The sequence below is a fragment of the Candidatus Bathycorpusculum sp. genome, from assembly GCF_009778815.1.
Taxonomy (GTDB): Archaea; Thermoproteota; Bathyarchaeia; order Bathyarchaeales; family Bathycorpusculaceae; genus Bathycorpusculum; species Bathycorpusculum hydrogenotrophicum.
Window position 1 is genome coordinate 31,104 of sequence record NZ_WRFL01000007.1, and the last position, 20,772, is coordinate 51,875.

General features: G+C 42.7%; 26 protein-coding genes. 16 read left to right on the forward strand and 10 right to left on the reverse strand.

Going from position 1 to position 20,772, the window contains the following annotated elements; all coding sequences use genetic code 11:
- The first annotated feature begins 21 nt into the window (after positions 1-21).
- Both FWF39_RS02675 and FWF39_RS02680 read left to right on the forward strand, forming a co-directional pair.
- A complete protein-coding gene (locus tag FWF39_RS02675) occupies positions 22-369 on the forward strand; it encodes a zinc-ribbon domain-containing protein (RefSeq protein ID WP_343381891.1) in 348 nt (115 codons plus the stop codon).
- 226 nt (positions 370-595) lie between these two features.
- On the forward strand, positions 596-847 hold the full coding sequence (locus FWF39_RS02680; RefSeq protein ID WP_343381892.1) for a hypothetical protein: 252 nt from the start codon (positions 596-598) through the stop codon (positions 845-847).
- A gap of 38 nt (positions 848-885) precedes the next feature.
- Here FWF39_RS02680 and FWF39_RS02685 read toward each other — a convergent pair whose 3' ends face one another.
- Positions 886-1,152: a hypothetical protein gene (locus FWF39_RS02685; RefSeq protein ID WP_343381893.1), complete on the reverse strand. Its 267-nt coding sequence runs from the start codon at positions 1,150-1,152 to the stop codon at positions 886-888.
- A 189-nt stretch (positions 1,153-1,341) separates the two neighbouring features.
- Between FWF39_RS02685 and FWF39_RS02690 the strand changes: the two genes are divergently transcribed.
- Entirely contained in the window at positions 1,342-1,533 is a 192-nt protein-coding gene (locus tag FWF39_RS02690) for a hypothetical protein (protein ID WP_343381894.1), read from the forward strand.
- A 172-nt stretch (positions 1,534-1,705) separates the two neighbouring features.
- Here FWF39_RS02690 and FWF39_RS02695 read toward each other — a convergent pair whose 3' ends face one another.
- Genes FWF39_RS02695 through FWF39_RS02705 form a run of 3 tightly spaced genes read right to left on the reverse strand, consistent with a single transcriptional unit; the run spans position 1,706 to position 4,553 of the window.
- Positions 1,706-2,470 carry a hypothetical protein gene (locus FWF39_RS02695; protein WP_343381895.1) on the reverse strand — a complete coding sequence of 255 codons (765 nt, stop codon included), beginning with the start codon at positions 2,468-2,470 and terminating at the stop codon, positions 1,706-1,708.
- Complete coding sequence (locus tag FWF39_RS02700) at positions 2,470-3,687, reverse strand: glutathionylspermidine synthase family protein (RefSeq protein WP_343381896.1); 1,218 nt, start codon at positions 3,685-3,687, stop codon at positions 2,470-2,472. The genes FWF39_RS02695 and FWF39_RS02700 overlap by 1 nt, the downstream gene beginning before the upstream one ends.
- Positions 3,684-4,553, reverse strand: a complete 870-nt coding sequence (locus FWF39_RS02705) for a hypothetical protein (protein WP_343381897.1) — start codon at positions 4,551-4,553, stop codon at positions 3,684-3,686. Before FWF39_RS02705 ends, FWF39_RS02700 begins: the two co-directional genes overlap by 4 nt.
- Positions 4,554-4,925: 372 nt before the next feature.
- On the opposite strand from FWF39_RS02705, the gene FWF39_RS02710 reads away from it, so the two are divergent.
- Positions 4,926-5,069 (forward strand): hypothetical protein, encoded by a 144-nt coding sequence (locus FWF39_RS02710; protein ID WP_343381898.1) that lies wholly within the window; start codon positions 4,926-4,928, stop codon positions 5,067-5,069.
- A 113-nt stretch (positions 5,070-5,182) separates the two neighbouring features.
- On the opposite strand, the gene FWF39_RS02715 is transcribed toward FWF39_RS02710, so the two are convergent.
- A complete protein-coding gene (locus FWF39_RS02715; RefSeq protein WP_343381899.1) occupies positions 5,183-5,515 on the reverse strand; it encodes a hypothetical protein in 333 nt (110 codons plus the stop codon).
- A gap of 326 nt (positions 5,516-5,841) precedes the next feature.
- Between FWF39_RS02715 and FWF39_RS02720 the strand changes: the two genes are divergently transcribed.
- From FWF39_RS02720 to FWF39_RS02750, 7 genes are all read left to right on the forward strand, one after another.
- Positions 5,842-6,513: a phosphoribosyltransferase gene (locus FWF39_RS02720; RefSeq protein WP_343381900.1), complete on the forward strand. Its 672-nt coding sequence runs from the start codon at positions 5,842-5,844 to the stop codon at positions 6,511-6,513.
- On the forward strand, positions 6,510-7,169 hold the full coding sequence (locus FWF39_RS02725) for a dienelactone hydrolase family protein (protein WP_343381901.1): 660 nt from the start codon (positions 6,510-6,512) through the stop codon (positions 7,167-7,169). The genes FWF39_RS02720 and FWF39_RS02725 overlap by 4 nt, the downstream gene beginning before the upstream one ends.
- Positions 7,170-7,260: 91 nt before the next feature.
- Complete coding sequence (locus tag FWF39_RS02730; protein WP_343381902.1) at positions 7,261-7,413, forward strand: hypothetical protein; 153 nt, start codon at positions 7,261-7,263, stop codon at positions 7,411-7,413.
- Between the two features lie 339 nt (positions 7,414-7,752).
- The gene (locus tag FWF39_RS02735) at positions 7,753-8,526 is read left to right on the forward strand and encodes a hypothetical protein (RefSeq protein ID WP_343381903.1); all 774 of its coding nucleotides are present in this window, start codon (positions 7,753-7,755) and stop codon (positions 8,524-8,526) included.
- Positions 8,507-9,448: a hypothetical protein gene (locus tag FWF39_RS02740; RefSeq protein WP_343381904.1), complete on the forward strand. Its 942-nt coding sequence runs from the start codon at positions 8,507-8,509 to the stop codon at positions 9,446-9,448. Before FWF39_RS02735 ends, FWF39_RS02740 begins: the two co-directional genes overlap by 20 nt.
- A complete protein-coding gene (locus FWF39_RS02745; RefSeq protein ID WP_343381905.1) occupies positions 9,445-9,933 on the forward strand; it encodes a pantetheine-phosphate adenylyltransferase in 489 nt (162 codons plus the stop codon). The genes FWF39_RS02740 and FWF39_RS02745 overlap by 4 nt, the downstream gene beginning before the upstream one ends.
- A gap of 206 nt (positions 9,934-10,139) precedes the next feature.
- The gene (locus FWF39_RS02750; RefSeq protein ID WP_343381906.1) at positions 10,140-11,237 is read left to right on the forward strand and encodes a hypothetical protein; all 1,098 of its coding nucleotides are present in this window, start codon (positions 10,140-10,142) and stop codon (positions 11,235-11,237) included.
- 157 nt (positions 11,238-11,394) lie between these two features.
- Here FWF39_RS02750 and FWF39_RS02755 read toward each other — a convergent pair whose 3' ends face one another.
- From FWF39_RS02755 to FWF39_RS02765, 3 genes are all read right to left on the reverse strand, one after another.
- Entirely contained in the window at positions 11,395-11,622 is a 228-nt protein-coding gene (locus FWF39_RS02755; RefSeq protein ID WP_343381907.1) for a hypothetical protein, read from the reverse strand.
- 313 nt (positions 11,623-11,935) lie between these two features.
- On the reverse strand, positions 11,936-13,831 hold the full coding sequence (locus FWF39_RS02760) for a phosphoenolpyruvate carboxykinase (GTP) (protein ID WP_343381908.1): 1,896 nt from the start codon (positions 13,829-13,831) through the stop codon (positions 11,936-11,938).
- A 16-nt stretch (positions 13,832-13,847) separates the two neighbouring features.
- Positions 13,848-14,813, reverse strand: coding sequence for an asparagine synthetase A (locus FWF39_RS02765; RefSeq protein ID WP_343381909.1), 966 nt, complete (start codon positions 14,811-14,813; stop codon positions 13,848-13,850).
- A gap of 118 nt (positions 14,814-14,931) precedes the next feature.
- Here FWF39_RS02765 and FWF39_RS02770 point away from each other — a divergent pair, with 118 nt between their 5' ends.
- Complete coding sequence (locus tag FWF39_RS02770) at positions 14,932-15,444, forward strand: Lrp/AsnC family transcriptional regulator (RefSeq protein ID WP_343381910.1); 513 nt, start codon at positions 14,932-14,934, stop codon at positions 15,442-15,444.
- Positions 15,445-15,464: 20 nt separating this feature from the next.
- Here FWF39_RS02770 and FWF39_RS02775 read toward each other — a convergent pair whose 3' ends face one another.
- Both FWF39_RS02775 and FWF39_RS02780 read right to left on the reverse strand, forming a co-directional pair.
- Positions 15,465-15,716: a hypothetical protein gene (locus tag FWF39_RS02775; RefSeq protein WP_343381911.1), complete on the reverse strand. Its 252-nt coding sequence runs from the start codon at positions 15,714-15,716 to the stop codon at positions 15,465-15,467.
- Between the two features lie 178 nt (positions 15,717-15,894).
- Positions 15,895-16,353, reverse strand: a complete 459-nt coding sequence (locus FWF39_RS02780) for a winged helix-turn-helix transcriptional regulator (RefSeq protein ID WP_343381912.1) — start codon at positions 16,351-16,353, stop codon at positions 15,895-15,897.
- Between the two features lie 95 nt (positions 16,354-16,448).
- Here FWF39_RS02780 and FWF39_RS02785 point away from each other — a divergent pair, with 95 nt between their 5' ends.
- The 4 genes from FWF39_RS02785 to FWF39_RS02800 all read left to right on the forward strand — a co-directional run bounded on the left by FWF39_RS02785 (position 16,449) and on the right by FWF39_RS02800 (position 20,130).
- On the forward strand, positions 16,449-17,813 hold the full coding sequence (locus tag FWF39_RS02785; protein ID WP_343381913.1) for an NAD(P)/FAD-dependent oxidoreductase: 1,365 nt from the start codon (positions 16,449-16,451) through the stop codon (positions 17,811-17,813).
- 327 nt (positions 17,814-18,140) lie between these two features.
- Positions 18,141-18,581 (forward strand): 30S ribosomal protein S12, encoded by a 441-nt coding sequence (locus FWF39_RS02790; protein ID WP_343381914.1) that lies wholly within the window; start codon positions 18,141-18,143, stop codon positions 18,579-18,581.
- A gap of 5 nt (positions 18,582-18,586) precedes the next feature.
- Positions 18,587-19,180, forward strand: coding sequence for a 30S ribosomal protein S7 (locus FWF39_RS02795; RefSeq protein WP_343381915.1), 594 nt, complete (start codon positions 18,587-18,589; stop codon positions 19,178-19,180).
- 188 nt (positions 19,181-19,368) lie between these two features.
- Positions 19,369-20,130 (forward strand): SDR family oxidoreductase, encoded by a 762-nt coding sequence (locus FWF39_RS02800; protein ID WP_343381916.1) that lies wholly within the window; start codon positions 19,369-19,371, stop codon positions 20,128-20,130.
- The last annotated feature ends 642 nt before the right edge of the window (positions 20,131-20,772 follow it).

The following is a 20,772-nucleotide window of genomic DNA, read 5'->3' on the forward strand; positions in this document are numbered from 1 at the left end:
CCACCCTTAGCGGTAACAAACATGGTTTACTGTTCAAAATGCGGCACCCAAATCCCCGATGACGCCTACTTCTGTGCACGATGCGGCACCAAAACAGAAGCCGGCAAAACCGCCCACGCCGACTATCCCACAGATGCACTGCGTACAGCTCTCTACCAAACCGGTATCGAACTAGAAAAAGCATTCATTTTTGCAGCACATGAAATACAGACAGCGTTTAACCACGTCAACGAAGAAATGCACCAAAAGCCCTCCCAAAATTCATCTCAACAAACAGATATCATAATCTGCACAAATTGCGGGGCAAAAAATCCCTCTGATGCCATTTTCTGCGGCTGTTGCGGCAAAAAACTACAGAGTAACATATAGCGGCTAAACTTGATACCTGCATATAAACTCAGACGGTACAACAACAGAATCAGTGTAAAAATTGCGGGTATAACTGTTCTATCAACACCGTTGTTTAGCGGTAAAAGTTACCTCTAGAGGACTATATGCTTGATGGACTGCTGGTTTTGACTAAATTGTGGTGTGTCATATAAACGTGGATCACAATATACCCTGTTATTTATTACTTAGTGCGCCGCTGTTTTGAGTGGTGATAGACCTGGCAGATGACAAAACGCGGATTATGCCTGATGGTGCCAAAGGCAAAGATACAAAGGCAGGTGCTTTGCTCTGTCCTATTTGTTGTGTCGAATATGTTGAGGTAGTGTTTGATTTAGAAGTCGGCGATGTGGTGCTTTATGATGTGGCGGCTCTGAGGTGCCCTGTATGTGCCGAAGAGGTTTTTTCACCCCAGCAGCAGGAAGAGATTAGGAAAAAGTCGGCGAATAGATGTCTTTGATTTTATAATTCACGTTTAAGAATCAAAATATCTGCATCTTAGCAAGGTGTCGATTCTGGTAGCTTTGGTTCCATGCTTTGGTTGTTGGCAGTCGGTATACACATTTGTTTTGTGGTTTGTTTTTGTCTTAGGTTTAGTGTCTGTTTAGTTGTTGGGTTGTTGTTGGGTTGTTGTTGGGTTGTTGTTGGGTTGTTGTTGGTTGTTTTGTGATTGGGTGGCTGTTTAGGTGAATATTGGTTGACACCTCCAGCTCCAAGTGCAACTCCGTCCTCGCCAAGCACAATACTACTTCTACGCAATGACACTGACGAACCCGTACAAATGTGGGCCCTTGTAAACCTAGTGCTAAGTGTAGTGGGTCTCATATTGGCTATCGTTGTAGTTGTTTGTGTTCTGTTGCAACATAAGAAAAAGCAAAAGAAATCACAAGCCAGCGAGGAACCAAAAAACAGAAAAACAATCACTTTAATTATTGGTTAGTTGCCGCACTTGTCATGGGTGTTGCAGGTATTGTTGTTTTTCTATTTACTGAGGATATGACTTGTCCAATGGGACTGGTGAATAATTGGACTATTCTGCAGGTTATTCTCCTATTGGCGGTGTTGATCATGGCTGTGCGGTTTGTGTTTACACACAAGAAAAAAACAGCTGATCAATCTCTTTCTGTTTCTTCTTCTCTTCCATAACTGGCTTGCCCTAAACCACCTGTTTTTTGCTTTGTGTTTGGTGTTTTACAAAAATTTATGTATCCAGCCCAAAATACTTAAGCTATAGCTAAATTTTAACTTCTCTTAGCTAAATGGTTGGGTATTCAAAGGGAAACTATGCAAATGGTTTCAAAGAGTTTTGTCCCAAAGTCTATCCATACATATAATATCTCCTGTTTGACCAGCCTATTTGCGGTTCGGGGATAACTGCGCCAAATCCGCCGGTTGCGTTACGGCTTAAGCCGAGAGTTACCTTGAAACGGTAAAAAATGCTCATAAACAATGACGGTTTTGAAACTTTTATCTCCTTTGGGTTTTCATCATTATCGCATAAGAAAATGTTGATGCCCTGATTTTGATAACGTAATAAGATGTGTGCTAAATCTTCTTGAATCCTTGTGGAGCGTACAATAATTTTTTGAATACCGCTTTTCAACAGAAAAGAGGCGGAGGGCATATCCTGCGGAAAAACACACCAGCGGTTATCATATTTGCCCGGTTGTTTTCCTTGTCCTGTCATTCTGTTAGAATCTAATAGAAATACTGGTGGAGCATCCGCTTTGATATTTAATGAAGACAGTATATCGGTTCCCTCTTGCAGTGCTTTGGCAATGCCTTGTACATCTACAATCATTGAAAATTTTGAATTACAGTATACTCCGTTGTACAGAGGAACTGGTCTATATCCGCACTGTGCCAAAGCCAGTCCTTCGTCAACACTTTCTTTTCCGGGTAAATCTACAATAATAACTGCATTGTAATCAACCATTTGCATATGGTTAGAATTAGGCGTTTTTAACTCGTAATTGTCATCATTATTACATAGCAAACTTGTAAATAACACAGGTTTTGTCCATTGCGTCCACAAAACGTTGTCTGGAGCCCAAATTTTATACATGCCCATTTTGTCTTTCATTATACGCTCTCCTTTGATACCAATACCGAAATATCCTCCGCGTTAGAATCTATGCGTGGATACAAGCTGATTCTTCCATAAATTCCTGCAAATTTTCCGTCTATCGTAAATACGCCTAGGCACAAATGATAATTTTCACCATTTACCGATTTAACAGGAGCGCTTTCAAACATTTGCTGAGAAACCCAGTTTTTTGAATCCCTACGCGCAGACTTTTCAATCTCTGATAGTTCCTTTTTACTGATTGCATCTTTGATTGAAATTCCTTCACCAACCCTTCCCAGTGCCGGTTTATAAATCCAATCAGTATTTTGTGGATTTATATCCTTTGGAGATTTTGTCTCTGGTAATAATTCTTTCCATACGGGAATTTTAACGCCAAGTTTATCCCAAATAAGCGGTAATCTTTTTGATTGGGTCAATATGGCTACTGGATGATTGCAGGATACCGTTTCACAGTCGTAATACCCTTGCCATTTCGCTGTTCGCGGCAAACTGACAAGCCAGTCTAATGGGAAAAACCGAATAATACCGTCTATTTCACACTCATTTCCTTCTACAATGCTAAACGCCTTTTTATCTGCCCATTTTATATGATCCGGTGCAGCAAAAACTGTGTTCATGCCGTTTTCCACGAAACGGTCGCTTAAAAACTGCATAACTTGTCGGTCGTCAGAGTAGGCTGTCGCGTGAACAAAAGCTATATTTGCGCCAGCTTTAGTTTTGCTTTTAAAGGCTTCAACCATTATGTTTGAAAAATTTTCAGCGGGCGTGTATCCGTCAAAATATGTATTGGTAATCTCAGGTAAAACAGATGCTTCTGCAAAACCTCCCGGCACATCGCTGTTTACCTCCGATATAGCCCACCCGGTTTTAGTTGGATGAAAATCAAAACGCATCAACCGCACATTTTTATTTCGATTGTAATTTGACGAACGGCCAAGCATTTTTCTTATTTTATCGGGCAATCCCAGTTCTTTTGCTAAAGAAAGGTTTTTTAACAGTTCTTCTTCCATAAGCATTGTTTCGCTTGACAACTGTTCAGCCCATGATTTTAATTGTTCAACAGTTTTTGGGTCTAATATGATAACATGTTTGGAAACGGTGTTACTGTCCCCAACCTGCGGATCCCATTTGTACGCTTTGAAAATAACGTTGTACCGATAATCGGAGTACTTATCCTCTGGGATCAATTCAAGTTTAATTGAGTGTTTCATATACGCAGGCTCCAAAAGACTTCAAGTGCTACTCTATATATTGGGTTTCCACTTGTTAGTGACAACAAATATACAATCGCGATTGCCATTGCTATAAAAACAGCTCCCAAAAATATTGAACTGAAAATGGTGTTATTAGTTTTATTAGATTTGGCTCTATGAATATAGTATAGCTCAACTAAAATCAAAATTCCTGCCAAAACGAGCACCGGCCAGCCGTCTATAAATTCAACTGTGGTTCTATAAAAAGAAGTCCAATCTCCGGCGCACGCTCTCGCCAAAATAATTCCGCTTGCCAACAGGTAAGATCCAAACCGTATTCCACATCCAATGTCTCTCTCAACGGTAATGCGCTCAAAAGTTTTTGTGCAACTGTTGATTACAAGCCCAAGAACAATCCATGCACCAAGACCTAATCCTCCGGTAAAAACAACACACCACCATCCCGGCCCGTTCCCGATATTTGCACCAGAATAAATAATTGTTAATCCAAGAAATCCACCCACGACCGCTATTAAAGCAGCTTTATTATTCAAATTCAGCGCATCATCAAGCCATGACAAATCAAAAACTCCTGACATAAGTGTCACTCCAAGGAAAAGCCATGCAATCCCTAAAACCAGATACATCGAAATGTAAATAAAACTGTCCACAACATCAAATGAAGCTAACATTCTTAAGGTAAATAAAATAACACCAAGAGAGCCTATCGGCAGTAAGCCTAGTATGTATCTTGTCGATTTGTTTCTGTTAAGCGGGCGGTTCGAAAGCAATGGCTTATACCACTTAATCAAAAATTCGAAGGAAAAAACTAGTGCCACTATAAATACTAAAAACTCCACTAAATACAAAAATATGGCATCCATAGTTTAGACACCTGATAAACAAAATATGTAATTAGACTTTGCAAAAAAATTATTTTTACGGCTTTCCATCTTTAACACTTTGGGATTTAGGCACTTTAAGCAGTAAATCTGCTCAATATTGTGAACCAGAAACTTGAACGCTTCCTGTATACCTTTGCGTGGACTTAACTTTTTACAAAATTCTCTTTGCTTAAGCATAGAATTAGCCGGATCCGAAATCGGTTGCTCATGAAGTTTTGTATGGTGTTTGGTTTTTTGGGTCATATCGGCGCCTGCTTGTCTGTATATTGGGCAAAAAAGTATATGAGGTTATCTCGGTTAGCTTGTGTGATTTGATGTGGGTAGAAAATAGTTGAGTAATGTGGTTTTTCTTTGTCTGAGGTTGAGGTGGCGGGGTTCTTGGAGCGTGTGGTTACACCTTTGGGAACTCTGCTAAAGCTGATGTGCCAAAAAGATACATTGAACATGAGTTATATTGTTATTACCAAAATCAAAGACGAAGACAAAGAAGAATAGCTGTCAAACAAAAACAGCCAAAGAGAAAACAAAAATATTGTCGCAAAGACCTCTTTAGCTTAGTTTTTAGATGTTAAAATTAGGGTGTCATGTAGACACCCAGTGTTTATTACCTATTTTTTATGACGCTTAATTCTGTCTTGACGTTGTTCCTTTTTGCGCCAGTCTTTTTTACGTTGTGTCTGCATGGAAAACCGTTCCTGTCGAGGAACGTCTAGTTTTCGAAAACGAGACACATTCATGTAAAACGTTTCAGTATCAATCTTGTTTTCGCTTAACTCTAAAATATTTCGATTGAGCTCCGTTTTTGCTTGGCTGTCCCGTGCCTTATCAAAGGCCTCCTCATAAACAAGGTATGCAGCATGAAACTGAAAATTCTCGGGGTCATCGACTAAAAGTTTAGTTATCTGAGTTTGAGGTGGTTGTTCGTTTGGTTGTTCACTCATCTTAAATCCGCTTTTAATGTAGGCATGATTGTTCTGGACTCTTTTATAGGTGTGCCTATTTTAGCTGCCCGGAACATCTTACCGATTGGGTTCACTGAGATCCAAACCAAATCCAGCTGCTCAGATCCTATCATCTGATGAACATTAGCCTGCTCAGATCCTCTTATAATGACTTAATGTAATTAAACATCAACAAACAGGTTAAACACCAACTTTTGAGGCGTTAACTTTTGACTAACATAGCCAGCGATGTTATTTTTGGTGTGCAGGCACCACCTTTTATACCTAAATCTGCCATTTATCAAGTAGATTTCTGAGGTATTACCATGGCTTATTTTAATGATCGTATAGATGCCGGCAAACGCTTAGCATCAGCATTAGAGAATTTTAGAGGCCAAAACGGTATAGTTTTGGCAATTCCCCGCGGCGGAGTTGTTGTCGGCTACCAAATCGCCGATGCCCTAAACCTGCCCATAGATGTGATCATACCCCACAAACTAGGCGCCCCCAACAACCCCGAACTAGCCATAGGCGCTATAACCGAGGACGGCACCACCGTCTTGGACAACAACACCATCAACTACTTGGCTATAACCAACCAATACATCCAAGAGGAGAGCGAACGACAAAAAAAAGAAATCGCACGCAGGCTCAAAACATACCGCCAAAACCTACCCGCCCCCAATATAGCTGGACTACACGTTATCCTTGTTGATGACGGCATAGCCACAGGCTCCACCATGAAAGCAGCCCTAGCCTCAGTCAAAAACAAAAACGCAACAACCACAACCATCGCAATTCCAGTCGGACCCCCAACAACCATACAAGAACTAAAACAACAAACCGACCGCGTAATATGTCTCTACACCCCTGATTTCTTCCAAGCCATAGGACAATTCTACAACAACTTTAACCAAACAAGCGACCAAGAAGTCATAACTCTGCTCCAAGAAAACAGAAAAAAACAAACCCCCCAAACCCAAGAGGTCATAATTTGACAACCTCCTTCTTCTCATCAACCCAAAAAATCCCCATCGAAAACATAGTCGTTGAAGGCGATCTGACTCTACCCTCAAACACCCAAGGCATGGTGGTATTTGTTCATGGCAGTGGAAGCAGTCGTCTTAGCCCCCGAAACCAATACGTCGCCCAAAAATTCAACCAAGCCTCCATAGCAACACTACTCTTTGACCTGCTAACCCCCAACGAAGAAAAAATAGATGTCCTGACCGCAGAATACCGTTTCAATATCGACCTGCTCACAAACCGTCTCATAGGCGCAACCCAATGGTTGCAAAACAAACCCCAAACCAAAAAACTAAAACTGGGTTATTTTGGCGCAAGCACTGGAGCCGCAGCCGCACTAATCGCAGCAACAAAACTATCCGATACCGTGACCGCTATTGTTTCAAGAGGTGGCCGGCCTGACCTCGCAGGCGCTTATCTCTCACAAGTTAAAGCTCCAACACTTCTACTGGTAGGTGGATGGGATGAAGAGGTTATCGAGCTCAATCGCCAAGCCCAAAATCAAATGACTAACCAAAATGGACTCACTATAATCCCTAACGCCACCCACCTCTTTGAAGAACCCGGCAAACTCGAAGAAGTCGCCAAATACGCAACCGAATGGTTCAAACGCTTTTTACACTATTGAACTTCCTCTATCTCAGAAAGCAACGGCTCAGAAAATTTTATATTTTTTGATTACCATATAGTTAGTAGCGCTATTTTTAGAAGGTGAATTTTTGGCAAAAAATAAAGGTGAAACTTTTGAATGTGAAGATTGCGGTCTTGTTGTTGTCGTTGAAAACCCCTGCGAATGTGACGAGAGTTGTGCATTGATCTGCTGTCAAGAACCCATGAAACCAGTTAAAAACGAAGACAAAGAATCCGAATAAGCTTCAGAAATCTGTAGCTGGCTTTCCGCTTTTTTATTTTAATACCTTGTTCAGTGTCCATTTTTGTGTTATTTATTTCGCTGTTTGATCAAAAAATATAAAATTAATTGACAATACGTTAATTCAACTGTTTATTCATCTAGTGTTATGTTCCAACGAAACTGATTTTTACTGTTCCGTTTGGACCGTTTATACTGCCTTAAAATGGTTAATTCAGTCCAGAAAATATTTTGTTAAGACAACTCTAAATTTGTATAGTCATGTTTAAACGTTATATACGGAATACTTATTTAGACTGCAACTTTTGAAGGTTAAATTCAACGTTTAGAGGGCTATCTATTGAACATCAACCTTACAACAAAAGACCTTACTGCAATAGTTGTTTGTTCCGCGCTCTATGCAGTATTTGGCTACGTAACTTCGGGTTTTAGTTTTTTTGGCATAGGTTTTCTTCCCGCAGTTCTTATTCCTGCAGTTTTTGCTGCACTTTATGGTCCTTGGGTTGGTGGTATAAGTGGAGCTATTGGCATATTCATACGCGACGTGCTTGTACACGGAAACGCCCCCCTAAGCTTAGTAGCAGGAGTTCCGGCAAACTTTGTTTTGTTCTTCCTGATAGGATATCTATACACTAAAAACATTAGCCTAAAACAAGCGCTCATATTCGTATCTTTAGCCATTGTAGGGTTGTTAGTGCCCTCTATTGTTTTCCTCCCCGACATGACTCTTTTTGCCGGTTTTTCAGCTGGGGTCTTTCTACTTATCTTTGGGTTAACCATAATTGGTAGTTTAGTTGCGATTGCTATAGTCTCTGTGTATTGGAAAGAATGGCGTAGCTACGCCATAGGCGCCATAGTTGGACAAATCGCTGGTGGTCTTTTACTCTCGATAACGGTGTGGGCTGTTAGCCCCCTGTTTTTAGACTATTTCGGAGTACCCTTTGGAGTAGCGCTTGTTTTACCGCTCTTTGTTTGGACCATAGCAACCGAAATCCCATTCATTATAATAGCTGGACCACCTATCATCGCAGTAGTGCAAAGCGCTTTTCCAGCCCTACGTTACCGAAATAAACCTCAAAACAAAGGCGGGACAATTGACCAAAAAAACCGCTAAAGCATTTGCCCCTGGAGCCATCTCCAGCTTCTTTGAAATTTTCAACACCCACCCAAACGGCACCCCCATAACCGACTTACAATACATGGGTGCAAGAGGCGGCGGCTTTGGACTCCAACGCGGTACCCACACCCAAGTCACTCTAAACGGCGCCACAGAGAGCAGTATTGAAATTTCTATAAACAATCAACCAACCCCCGATGCCAAAGTCACCCAAGCCATAACCCAAATACTTCTCAACCAAGTTACCAAAAAATATGCAGTAACAGTTGAACATCAAATTGATGTCCCTATCGGTATGGGCTTTGGAACAAGCGCCGGCGGCGCCCTAACAACAGCCTTAGCTCTAAAAGAAGTCCTAAATCTGCCCCTAACCTACAACCAAATCGGCAAACTTGCGCATTTAGTTGAAATTCAGCTCCAAACCGGATTGGGCACCGTGAGCTCACTGACTTTTAACGGTGGTCTTATACTGGTTACCGAACCCGGCGCGCCGGGTATTTGTAAAATCGATCGCATCCCCCTAAACCCAGATTATGTGGTGGTTGTGGGTTGCTATAAAACCTTAATCCCCAAAAAGCCTGTGCTGACTTCACCTCAGCGGATGCAGCAGATTAATGTTTATGGCCAAAGGGCCCTTGAGGCTATCTTGGCTGAGCCCAGTTTGGAGAATTTTTTGGCTCAGTGCTGGCTGTTCGCGCAGAATGCGGAGTTTGCCACTGAGGGTGTTCGTGAACTTGTTTCAGTGGCCGAAAAAGCTGGTGCCATTGGGGCGGCGCAGAATATGATTGGTGAAGTAGTGCATGCCGTGGTTCATGAAGAGAACGCCTCCTCGGTAGCAGAAGCTTTTAAACAAACTTTATCTTCCAATCAAGTAATAGTGAGCCGAATAGATTTTGAGGGCGTCAGACTGATAAAATGAAATCGTACAAAAAGGTTGCCGTCGGTGGAACATTTGATGAATTGCACAGCGGACACAAAGCTCTTCTAAGCCGGGCTTTTGATGTTGGCGAGACAGTTGTTATCGGTCTAACTTCTGATGTGTTTGTAGAGCAAATCAACAAGCCCCACAAAACCGCTTCCTATGAAGACCGACGTTTGGGGCTTGAGGCCTATTTGGCACAGAAAGGGCTTGTTGAACGTGCCCAGATTGTACCGCTAATTGATTCCTATGGGTTAATGCTCTTAGATAGTGATATTGAGGCTCTAATTGTGAGTGAAGAAACCCAGAAAATAGGGCAGATAATTAACCAAAAACGAGCTACCCTTGGTTATCGGTCTATTGCGCTTGTGGTGGTGGATATGGTTCCCGCCCAAAATCATCATCCTATCTCAACGACCCGTATCCGCCGTGGAGAAATCGATCACACCGGACGCATCTTGTCGGGTTTGCCTAAACGATGTTAAGCGGCAATTTAAAAATAAACCGAAAAGTATTATTTCGTAAAATTTATAAATTGTCTTATATATTGAATTAGGAGATACGCCTCTAAGAGGATACCTTCATGTATACAAATGTTAAGTCTAAAGCTACTTCCAGTTGTTTCTATAATAAGGCTTTTTTTGTCTCCCTATTGTTTGTTACAGTGCTGGTTTCTTCTTGTTTTATTTCTATGTTTAGTAGCGGTGTTTCTCCTTTTGTATCGGGTGCATCTGACAGAGTAGTTAGTAACGAGAGAGAACTTAGAACTGCTGTCAATAACGCTGCAGGCTCTACAGTTATTGCTCTTGCTAACGATATTACACTTACAGAACCACTCATTATTCCTGTTGACAAAAACATTACCTTAACAAGTGCAAGTGCATCCAAGTTTTTCAAACTGATCGGCGGAGAAACAGGTCGCCTTGCAATTACTCCAAATGAGTATAATTTTCCTGTTTCTGTTATTGATGTCGAGAGCAGTAGCGTGTTAAGACTTGATGGTGTTGTTGTAACTTGCATAAATGATCCTATTGCTTGGAATAGACTTGTACGTGTTAGTGTAGGCGGTACACTTATTCTGTATGATGGCGAGATTTCAGGCAATAATTTTGGTGATGGTGTAAATAATTGGGGCACATTTGAAATGTATGGTGGCAAAATTTCCAATAACAATGCCAATGCTGGCTATGGTGGAGGTGTGTACAACTGCGACCACGGTATCTTTAGTATGTTTGGTGGTGAAATCTCTAACAACATAGGATTTGGCGTGTACAACCGTCGTCTATATGACTTGAGTCCTCTTTTTGAGCTGAAGGGTGGTGTAATTCGTAATAATGATGGTGGGGGTGTGCAAAACACGGGTATCTTTAGTATGTTTGGTGGTGAAATCTCTAATAATGTTGGTGGAAATTTGATGCAATCAGGTGGGGGTGTGTCTAACAGTGGTGTTTTTAGTATGTCTGGTGGTATGATTTCTAATAATCAAGCTACCAATGGGGGTGGGGTATATAATTGGCCTGATGGCAATTTTAGTTTGTCTGGAAATAGTGTAATTTCTAATAATGTGGCTGACGTTGGCGGAGGTATATATAACGCTGGCACATTTAACCGACATGATGGTATAATTTCTGGCAACACTGCTACACAGTATAGCAACATATATCCTAACGACGACGATGACAGTCTGATGGGTTATGTGGTGCTTATAGTTCCAATAGTTGTAATTGTCAGTATTGTTGTTGGTTTATTTCTATTTTTTAAAAAAAATCACAAAAGCAATAACCGTTAAACAAAACCAGCCGTACCAACACGATATGTAAATCCGTCATCATCTAACACAAACTAAGTAAACGTACTTACACGACAATTCTCATTTAAAAAAATATATACCTACAGAATCGAGTTTATGATGGTGTGTTTGGTGTTGGTTTGTTTTGTGGAGTTTACTAGAAGCCTGTTAGTTTTATGGTGTTGTTACATTTGCTACATTTGAGTACTAGTTCTGCGAGTTCGCCGTTTTGGATCTCACTGCTTATGATTTCATAGTTTTCTTCTGTTTCATCATCGGGTGAGATGGCTGTGTTGCATTTGGGGCATGTAACTGAGCCGTCACCTTGTGCATCAGTAGTCATGTCTAGTGTGTATGTGGGATTTTTATTTTCTGGTTTTTTCACCGTCTGGTCCTTTCCTTTCTCTTATGGTTTTTCTTTTTTTATTAAATTAACTGTGGCGTTAGTGGGGTTTATTTAAAATTGTTTGATTTATGGTTTTACCCAAAACTTTTCCGAGTTAAGCCCTATAGTTTAGTCTCTGAATTCCTGTTTTTGGGATTTTATTGGTTTATTCTTGGCGTTCCCGTAATGGTCTACCGCTTTGGCGTCTCAGAATTCTCTATTAATTTTAATTGGGTTAACTGGTGTTGTTCCTATATTGTTAACTTGAAAGTTGGGTTACTATAAAAAGAGAAAACCCTTGTGGGGTTTGTTTTTAGTTTTGGGTTTCTTTTTCGAAGCATTCGGGTGAAATGTATTCGCCGTATTTCTCTTTTGCTTCGATTAGTCTTTGGCGTTGCTGGAAGAGTATGCCGAAGAGTTCTAGAGGGGTATCGGTGACGTTTTCTTGGTAGAATCTTTGTACGCGTTCAATTTTTGCGATGTTTTCGGGGATGCGGATGGTGAATTGTTTGTTGTAGTCTTCTTTTTGGTAGTCTTTGTTGAGGACTTCTTTGAAGAGTCTTTTTAGGTCTTCGTATTTGGGTATGTACCCTGTTGGTGTTTTTATTGCGTCTACTTCTTTGTGGACTCTTTGTTCCATCCATTTGATCCAGACGTGTTTGTCTTGGGGGCTGTTGAGGTATTTGCCGCTTTCGATGTCGCGCAGAAAATAGTTAACTCCAAACACGGTGGGTTGTTTTGCGAGTTTGCTTCCAAAGTTTAGGTTGTTTGAGACGTTTTTGCCCATAGGGATGGAGATGAAGTCTTGTATGCTCATCATGTTGATCTCAGGTACACCTTCTTTGCCGATGGTGGCAAATGTTGTTTCGGTTTCCAATGATGCGCCGTATGCAATGATGCCGTGTTCCCAGCTGAAACCTTGCTGAACTGGTACGTAGGCTTTTGCGTCGCGTCCGCCATACATGACACCGCCTAATTCAACACCTGCGGGGTTGTCAAGTTCAGGATCGACGTTTTCGAGTGCTTTTAGAGCTACTGCGTAGCGTGCGTTTTTGTGGGCGGCTGGAACATCGTTGCCTGCGTCATCTTTTTTACCTTCATACCATGTGCCGGTATAGTTTAGGCCGTCTTTGGGTAGTTCTTCACCCATGCCCAGCCAGTAGGGTTTGCCGTCTTTTACTAGAATGTTGCTAAATACGATTTCTCCGGGGCTAGTTAGGACTTTCCAGATTAGGGCGTCGTCTTTGGGTTTTACGTCTTGGATAATGCCAAATATGCCTGACTCTACGTTGACTGCGCGGGCCGTTGAGTTGACATCGCGTATGTAGGCTATGTCGTCGCCTAGGATGGTTTCGCCGGGTAACATGGCTGTGGAGGTTTTACCGCATGCACTTGGGAATGCTCCTGCAAAATAGGTTTTGCGTCCGTTGGGACCAAACACACCCATAAGTAGCATGTGCTCTGCTAGCCAACCTTCACTGCTGGCTTTGCGGATGGCTAAGCGGAAGGCCAGTTTTTTGAAGCCCACGCTGTTACCTGCGTATTGGGTGTTGACGCTATAGATGGTTTCGTCCATGTGGTCGATGTAGATGGCTTTTTTGGCGTAATCTATGCTGACCATGTCGCTGTTGACTTTGCCTGCAGAGTGGACGACTTTGAGGAAGTCAGTTATATTTCCTGCTTTCACAAACTGGTTATAGCCTGGTCTGTAGAGGAGTGATTCGGAGTGTGCAACGTACCATGAATCGGTGCATTGTAGTCCAAGAATGGTAAAGATGGAGTCAGCTGGACCCAGAGAGATAAAGCGGACAATCATCGTTCTGCCTATCATGCTGTTTCTGAGCAGGCCTCTGACTTCTATGAGGCCTTCTTGGCGATCCATTTGATTGAGTGCTTTGCTCAAGGTGGAGCCTTTGGAAACTAGGTATTTGGTTGCTTGGCGGTCTCGTCCTTGATCTTGTTCACCGTCAAAGTGTACGGTGTGTCCTTCCATGTTTAGGATGGCTTTTTCTTCGCCGGCGGCTATAGCTTGTTTGCGGACGTATTCGATGTCTTCTTTGGTGTCGCTGCAGATGAATATTTTTTCGGGGGCGCAGAGGTCGCTTTCTTTTGCGATGAACTCGTGTACGTTGGGGTTGTTTATGGCGCTGAGTTTTTTAAAGTCTGAGGGGCTTAGTTTGGGTTGTAGGGCTTCTAAATATGGATTCATAGTTTAGCAGTTACGGTTAGAGTTCATTAACGTTTCCTGGTGCTCGGGGGAAGGGTTGGCATTCTGCTATGTGTTTGACGCCTGCTATCCATCCGACGAGGCGTTCTATGCCTATGCCTGCGCCTGCGGTTGGTTTTAGTTTGCCTTCTTTTGCCATCTCGATGAGGCGTCTATAGTTTTCTTTTTTGACTTGGTCGCGTTCCATTTTTTTGATGATTTTTTCATATTGGTATTCGCGCTTAGAGCCTGAGAGGACTTCTCCGAATTGGGGTAGGATTAGATCATAGTTGTCCCATCTCCCTGTTTGGAAGTCTTCTGAGTCGTAGAATTGGCGGGGGATGTTTATGACCCAGGCGGGTTCTTTGAGTTCTGATATGAGGTTTGTTTCCCAGTCGAGGCCGTGTTTGGCTTCGAGGTCTGTTCGGTCATAGATTTTAAAGGGTGCTTTGGGTACTTCTGGGTTGTTTAGGCGGCCCAGGGTGGTTAGTTCGGTTTTATGGTTTTGTTTTATGTCTTTTATGAGTGTGATTAGGGCTTCCTCGACGAGTGTAAAGACGTCTTGGGTGGTGGCGTCTACGATTTCGAAGTCGAGTTGGGTGAATTCGTAGATGTGTCGGCCGGTTTTGGCGCGGTCTGCTCTCTCGATGCGGATGTTGGGTGAGAGGATAAATAGTTTAGGATAAGCAGTAGAGGTTGCTGCGAGTTTGTGGATTATCATGCTGGTGGTTGTGCGCACCGGTTTGCCATAAATTTCAAATTCGATACGTTTCTCTATTGATAGGTTGGGATCTGGCCAGAGTGGGTCAGTGCTTTGGCTTAACATAACTGGGAGGAGCCATTGGAAGCCTTTGTTGATGTAGGTGTCGGTGAGGCTTTTTAGAGTGTAGGTCATGAGTTTACCTATGGCGGCTTTGCGGGTGATTTCCTCTGGCGTTAGCTGATCGAGGGGTTTTGGGATTTCGATTTGTTCTTGATTTAGCATATACAGATCCCTTTTGGTTCTAAGTTGTACTGTGAAACTAATAAATTTTTTATAAAAAAAACCTGTATAAATTACAATTCCTATAGCTTTTTATACCCAAAACCTGTAATATTTACACATGACTGCTCCTGCTGTTAAACTCGACGAAAAAGACCACGCCATTCTTTTACTCATCCAAGAAAACAGCAAACTAACCGCCAATCAAATCGCCAAAAAAATCAACATCCCCCTGACCACCGTCTTTGCCAAAATCAAACGCCTAGAAGACCACGGCATCATCAAACAATACCGCGCCATCCTCGACCCCCAAAAACTCAACCTAGGCACCACCGCCTTTATCTTAGCCTCAGTATCCTACAGCAAAAACGACGAACCCCAAATCACCCAAAGAGACGTCGCAGAAGAAATCGCACAACTCCCAGAAGTCCAAGAAGTCCACATCATAACCGGCAACTGGGACCTGCTGGTAAAACTCCGAGCCGAAAACGTAGAAGCCATCGGCAAATTCGTCGTAGACAAACTCCGCCGCATCAAAGGCCTAGACAAAACCCTAACCTGCATGGTATTTGAGACTATAAAAGAATCAACAAGCTTACATCAACAACTAAAACAAGACTATTCACATTCATAACACGAATGCTCCTTCGTTAGCTATACTTTGGTTTCATGTGTTTGCTTTAATTTTAATTTGGACTTATGATGAATTCTAAGCATAAGCAATAACCCTAAGCCCGTCAATTGCATTGCAATGCATATTCCTAGACCACTACTTATGCCGCCAAAAAACCCTCTTGACAGGCTTACCGCCACCCCATAATAGAGAATTAGTGAGCTATACCCTATAAGAAGAACTGCCATAAAACCTACTGCTATAAGTTTATATGACATTTCTTTAGTTTCCATTTTATTTCCTAAACATCTGATATGTTTTATTTTTTAATAAATCTTTGTATATGATAAATATGCAAAGGTAAGCCGTGGTTGTGTGGTTGTGAGAGTGCATTTTCCATCTGCAAGCAAACAGCCCTTTTGTATGTTTGTATGTTAGCCAAATATACACCGGATTTTCTGTCGTTCCAAGTTATCTGTCTTTTTTGGGCAGATCGTTTGGTTCTGTTGAGCTTGTGTAGTAGAGCAGTGGTAGCGCTAATAGAACTGTGTTTTTTCCTTTCATGGTTAGAGTGTATTTTACGTTCAGGGGTGGGCCGGTGGTGACATTGCGGGTTATGTATCGGTGGGTTTGGAGCATCTTGAGTTTGTCGCTAAGGGTGCGGGAGTTGACGCCTAAGATTTTTTTGATTTCTCCAAAACCTATGGTGTCTTTTAGCATAAGTGTGTAGAGGATTTCTAAGCTCCATTTCTGGAAGAGAAGATTGAAGGTGTCTTGGAGGCTCTCAACTTCGTTTTTAAGTTCGGTGGGGGTGATTTTTTGTTTTTCTATGATTTGATTAAAGGTGATCTCTATGCCTTGAAGTACTTGGTTCATCTGAGATTCAACAGTTTTACGAAATTCCGCGCTCAACGTTAGAGGAGTGCTCATTGTTGTCACTTGGTGTGGTTTTTCTCACTTCCTAATTTATTAGGGTTTACTTACACAACATAGTGTAATAAGTAAAGTTAATTGGAGAGAGGACCATGGAGAACTATGACGCAATAGTTGTCGGCGCTGGAACAGCAGGTTGCTTAGCCGCCAAAACCATCGCTGAAAAAGGACTAAAAGTTACTCTAATCGAAAAAAGCCCCCAAGAAGCAATCGGAGAAAAAATTTGCGGTGACGCCATAGGCGAACATCATCTCACCTTTTTGGGCCTTGAAAAACCCACCGGCGGAGAAATAGACGCCAACATTGACGGCATCAAAATCTTCTCCCCCGACGAAAACACCGTATTTACCATAGCCGACAAAGATTTCGTGGGCTTTATCCTTAACCGACACCTCTTTGGCCAATGGCTACTCAAAAAGGCCCTTGACAAAGGTGCCATGTTGCAGGACAACACAAACTTCCGCTCTCCCATAATCGAAAAGGGTGCAGTCACAGGTGTTGTTGCTAAGAACACAAAAACCGGACAAGTCACCGAGCTACGTAGCAAAGTCGTAGTGGACGCCAGCGGCTACTTTGCCATGGTTCGCAAGCAACTCCCAGCCGAGTTTGGCATTGAGCGCAACATAGACAACCAAGACGTTGAAGCTTGCTACCGCGAAATCCGCCAACTAAAACAAGAAACCCAAAACACCCGTTTCTGCGAAATATATCTCAACCAAAAAAGCAGCCCAGGCGGCTACGTATGGATTTTCCCCAAAGGCGGCGCCCGCGTCAATGTTGGCATCGGCACCTGCATGCGCAAAACCGGCTACCCCAACCCCAAAGAACAACTCTACAAAACAACTTTCACCAAACCCATGTTCAACAACTCTACCGTACTAACCGGCGGCGCATGGTTTGACCCTGTACGCAGACCAATCGACAACATGGTCGGCAACGGCGTTGTCCTAGTCGGCGATGCAGCATCACTTGTCAACCCCATCCACGGCGGCGGTATTGGTCCCTCAATGCTATCTGGCTACTTTGCAGGACAACAAATCGTTGAAGCCATAGAAAAAGACCAACCCACCAAAGAAGGCCTCTGGAACTATAACAAAAAATACATGGACACCTATGGCAAAAAACAGGGCACCCTTGATATCTTTAAAATGTTTTTGCTAAGTTGCAACGACGAAGACCTCAACTACGGCATGAACGAAAAACTCATGACCGAAGACGACGTCCTCAAAGCAGGCATGGGCGATGACTTCCACCTAAACATCACCGAAACCGCCAAACGCGTCTTCCGCGGCATCCGCAGAGTCGGCTTCCTAAACAAACTCCGCCTAACAGTCACCATGATGAGAGGCCTAGGCGCACACTACAACACCTACCCCGCAACACCCCAAGGCTTTGAAGCATGGCAAGCCCAAACCATAAAACTCATAGAAGAAGGCAGACAAAAACTCATCTCATAAACACACCACACCTATTCATGTGGTAAACAAGTGCTAAACAAACTTGGAGCAATAAGCTCCTCACTTTCTGTGTTTAACTCTCTTGGCAATGTTGTTGTGGTTATTTTGCTGGCTTTTTTCCTGTAGCTTTTTGTGTGTCTGTTGTGTTGTGGGTGCTAATTTGGGTCTGCCCCGGAGTTTTTATTGGAAAATTGTGTTTTTTTAGGTGATTGGTAGGTTTGTTTGATAAACCTGACGCTTTAGGTGTCGCTATGATGTTTCTGTTTCGTTTCCTTTAAATATGAGTGTTTGAACTATGGTTGTGCAAAAAGAAGGAATATCTACAGTATGGGTTCCAAGTCACCAAGAGGCGAATTCGCCGCAAGGCAATTAGCTAAAAAACGGAAGAATTTCCGCTGGCACGATCGTTACTTTAACCGACGCATGTTAATGCTCGACGAAAAAGTTGACCCTATGCAGGGCGCTCCCCAAAGCCGGGGTATTGTGCTCGAAAAAGTAGGTGTCGAATCCAAACAGCCAAACAGCGCCATTCGTAAATGTGTCCGCACTCAGCTTATCAAAAACGGCAGAACCATAACTGCTTTCCTCCCCGGAGACGGCGCCTTAAACGTTGTTGACGAACACGATGAAGTCGTGGTAGAAGGCATCGGCGGCACCCGTGGGGGTGCTATGGGCGACATTCCCGGTGTCAGATGGAAAGTTGTCATGGTCAACGGCGTCAGTTTAAACGAACTCGTCTATGGACGTAAACAGAAACCAGCAAGGTAAATGTTATGTCACAAACAATAACTGTTTCCCCGCCCCAGGAAATCAAGCTTTTCCAGAAATGGAGCTTCAAAGACATCAACGTCAAAGACATCGGACTTCAACGATACCTAAACCTAACTCCAATGGTTGCCCCCCACAGCATGGGCCGCCATGAACACCAAAGATTCCGCAAAGCCCGAGTCAACATCGTTGAACGCTTAATCAACGGCTTGATGCGCGGCGGCAAAAACGCAGGCAAAAAAGCCAAAGCAACAAACATTGTCAAAGAAACATTCGAAATAATCAACCTGCGCACAGGCAAAAACCCAATCGATGTACTGGTACAGGCAGTAGAAAACGCCGCCCCATGCGAAGACACCACACGTGTCAGCTACGGTGGAGTCGTCTATCACCTCTCAGTTGATGTTGCCCCCCAACGCAGAATCGACCTCGCCATCCGCCACATAACATCTGGTGCCCGCGCCACTTCAGCCAACAACCCACGCAGCATACAAGAAACACTCGCAGACGAACTCGTGCTCGCAGCCGCTAAAGACATCAAATCCGCCGGCGTCGCAAAACGCAACGAAATCGAACGCGTCGCACAATCCAGCAGATAAAACAACTCTGCCTTCTCTTTTTTAATTTGCCCATTTACACTTAGTTCTAACTAAAGTTCTAACCGTTTAACTGATGTGGTAATACTCGCAGACCGTTGCGAGACTTGTACTCTTTTTATTTTATACCGGTATGTTTTTTGGTCTTATTGTTAGTTAAGGTAAAGCGTAAATAAACTGGGGAATGTTAGATGTTGAAACTAGAGAACAAGATCGTATTAGTTACAGGTGCAAGTTCTGGTATGGGCAAGGCTATATCTTTGCTTTTTGCCAAAGAAGGAGCAACAGTTATTGCAGTTGCAAGACGCTTAGAACGTCTCATTGAACTTGAGAACTCATCTGCAGAGCTATCGGGCAAAATTATAGCACGTAAAGGCGATGTCTCCGATGAGTCAACCATGAATACACTCATAGATAGCATTGTCACCGAATTTGGTACACTAGACATCTTGGTTAACAATGCAGGTATTATGGATGATATGATGCCTGTTACTGAAGTAACAAACGAACTCTGGGATCACGTTATGAGCATCAACCTTAAAGCGCCCTTTAATCTGATTCGAAAAAGTTTGCCCATTATGATAAGTAAAGGCTCAGGCGTTATCATAAACATTGCATCTGTTGGTGGTCTCTTTGGCTCACGTGCAGGTACGGCGTACACTACCTCCAAGTTTGCTGTTGTCGGTCTGACAAAAAACGTTGGCTTTATGTATGCATCAAAAGGTATCCGGTGCAATGCAATCTGTCCAGGTTCAATAGATACCGAGATTTCTGTTGGTATAAAAAATCCTAGTGCGTTTGGCCTCTCACGGGTGAGATCTGGTATGGTCACAAATCCTCGCCAGGGTTCTGCAGAAGAAATCGCAAAAGCGGCTCTCTTCCTTGCGTCTGAGGATTCAAGCTTTGTTAACGGCACCACACTGACAGTAGACGGTGGTTGGAGCGCATATTGATTTATCGGTCATCAAATTTTCCAAAACCCCCTTCAGAGGGTATTTAACAAAAATCGCTAAAGGCAAAACTAAACCTTGCAATTTTTGTACGTATTTAGCCCCGTGAGGATCCCTAGCAAATATTGTAACGATATTGCGTAATTTCCATAAAGTTCAATGCTAAATATGTGCTAAAATTCCAACACCCTACCAAAGGGAAAAACAGTATATCCTTACGGAACTCTATATTCTGATATAAATTTGTATATGTTTGACAAACAAATATTGTTCCACAATGATGGGGGAGATGATTGTTTTATTCGTCGCCAACACCTAAAAGTCGGTTAGATTTGTTTGTATGTCTAATTGTTAGATAAAACGCTCAATACTTATCCAATACCGTATTGATGCGGCTGTTTGTTTATCTAATAATTGGACAGTTTGTTCTGGTGCTTAGCATTAAATCAAACAAAGCCTCTATGTATCTTGCAAAGGGGCATGGAGGTATGACACACTGATGTATCCTCACATCGTGTCATGCTTCCATCGGGACATATGGCTGGGCAGTTTCCCTTCCCTTATTCACCTAACCTTCTTCGCCTATCCAGCTGTCTCACCCTGACCCCTCTTTTTATAGTAGCCAAAAATTTTATTCCATCATTA

Excerpts from the sequence above, each read along its gene's own strand:
- FWF39_RS02690 (WP_343381894.1), top strand. The coding sequence starts at position 1,342 with ATGGGTGTTGCAGGTATTGTTGTTTTTCTATTTACTGAGGATATGACT.
- FWF39_RS02785 (WP_343381913.1), top strand. The coding sequence starts at position 16,449 with ATGGAGAACTATGACGCAATAGTTGTCGGCGCTGGAACAGCAGGTTGC.
- FWF39_RS02790 (WP_343381914.1), top strand. The coding sequence starts at position 18,141 with ATGGGTTCCAAGTCACCAAGAGGCGAATTCGCCGCAAGGCAATTAGCT.
- FWF39_RS02700 (WP_343381896.1), bottom strand. The coding sequence starts at position 3,687 with ATGAAACACTCAATTAAACTTGAATTGATCCCAGAGGATAAGTACTCC.
- FWF39_RS02705 (WP_343381897.1), bottom strand. The coding sequence starts at position 4,553 with ATGGATGCCATATTTTTGTATTTAGTGGAGTTTTTAGTATTTATAGTG.
- FWF39_RS02715 (WP_343381899.1), bottom strand. The coding sequence starts at position 5,515 with ATGAGTGAACAACCAAACGAACAACCACCTCAAACTCAGATAACTAAA.
- FWF39_RS02775 (WP_343381911.1), bottom strand. The coding sequence starts at position 15,716 with ATGGAAACTAAAGAAATGTCATATAAACTTATAGCAGTAGGTTTTATG.
- FWF39_RS02760 (WP_343381908.1), bottom strand. The coding sequence starts at position 13,831 with ATGAATCCATATTTAGAAGCCCTACAACCCAAACTAAGCCCCTCAGAC.
- FWF39_RS02780 (WP_343381912.1), bottom strand. The coding sequence starts at position 16,353 with ATGAGCACTCCTCTAACGTTGAGCGCGGAATTTCGTAAAACTGTTGAA.
- FWF39_RS02720 (WP_343381900.1), top strand. The coding sequence starts at position 5,842 with ATGGCTTATTTTAATGATCGTATAGATGCCGGCAAACGCTTAGCATCA.
- FWF39_RS02745 (WP_343381905.1), top strand. The coding sequence starts at position 9,445 with ATGAAATCGTACAAAAAGGTTGCCGTCGGTGGAACATTTGATGAATTG.
- FWF39_RS02750 (WP_343381906.1), top strand. The coding sequence starts at position 10,140 with ATGTTTAGTAGCGGTGTTTCTCCTTTTGTATCGGGTGCATCTGACAGA.
- FWF39_RS02770 (WP_343381910.1), top strand. The coding sequence starts at position 14,932 with ATGACTGCTCCTGCTGTTAAACTCGACGAAAAAGACCACGCCATTCTT.
- FWF39_RS02765 (WP_343381909.1), bottom strand. The coding sequence starts at position 14,813 with ATGCTAAATCAAGAACAAATCGAAATCCCAAAACCCCTCGATCAGCTA.
- FWF39_RS02795 (WP_343381915.1), top strand. The coding sequence starts at position 18,587 with ATGTCACAAACAATAACTGTTTCCCCGCCCCAGGAAATCAAGCTTTTC.
- FWF39_RS02800 (WP_343381916.1), top strand. The coding sequence starts at position 19,369 with ATGTTGAAACTAGAGAACAAGATCGTATTAGTTACAGGTGCAAGTTCT.
- FWF39_RS02695 (WP_343381895.1), bottom strand. The coding sequence starts at position 2,470 with ATGAAAGACAAAATGGGCATGTATAAAATTTGGGCTCCAGACAACGTT.
- FWF39_RS02675 (WP_343381891.1), top strand. The coding sequence starts at position 22 with ATGGTTTACTGTTCAAAATGCGGCACCCAAATCCCCGATGACGCCTAC.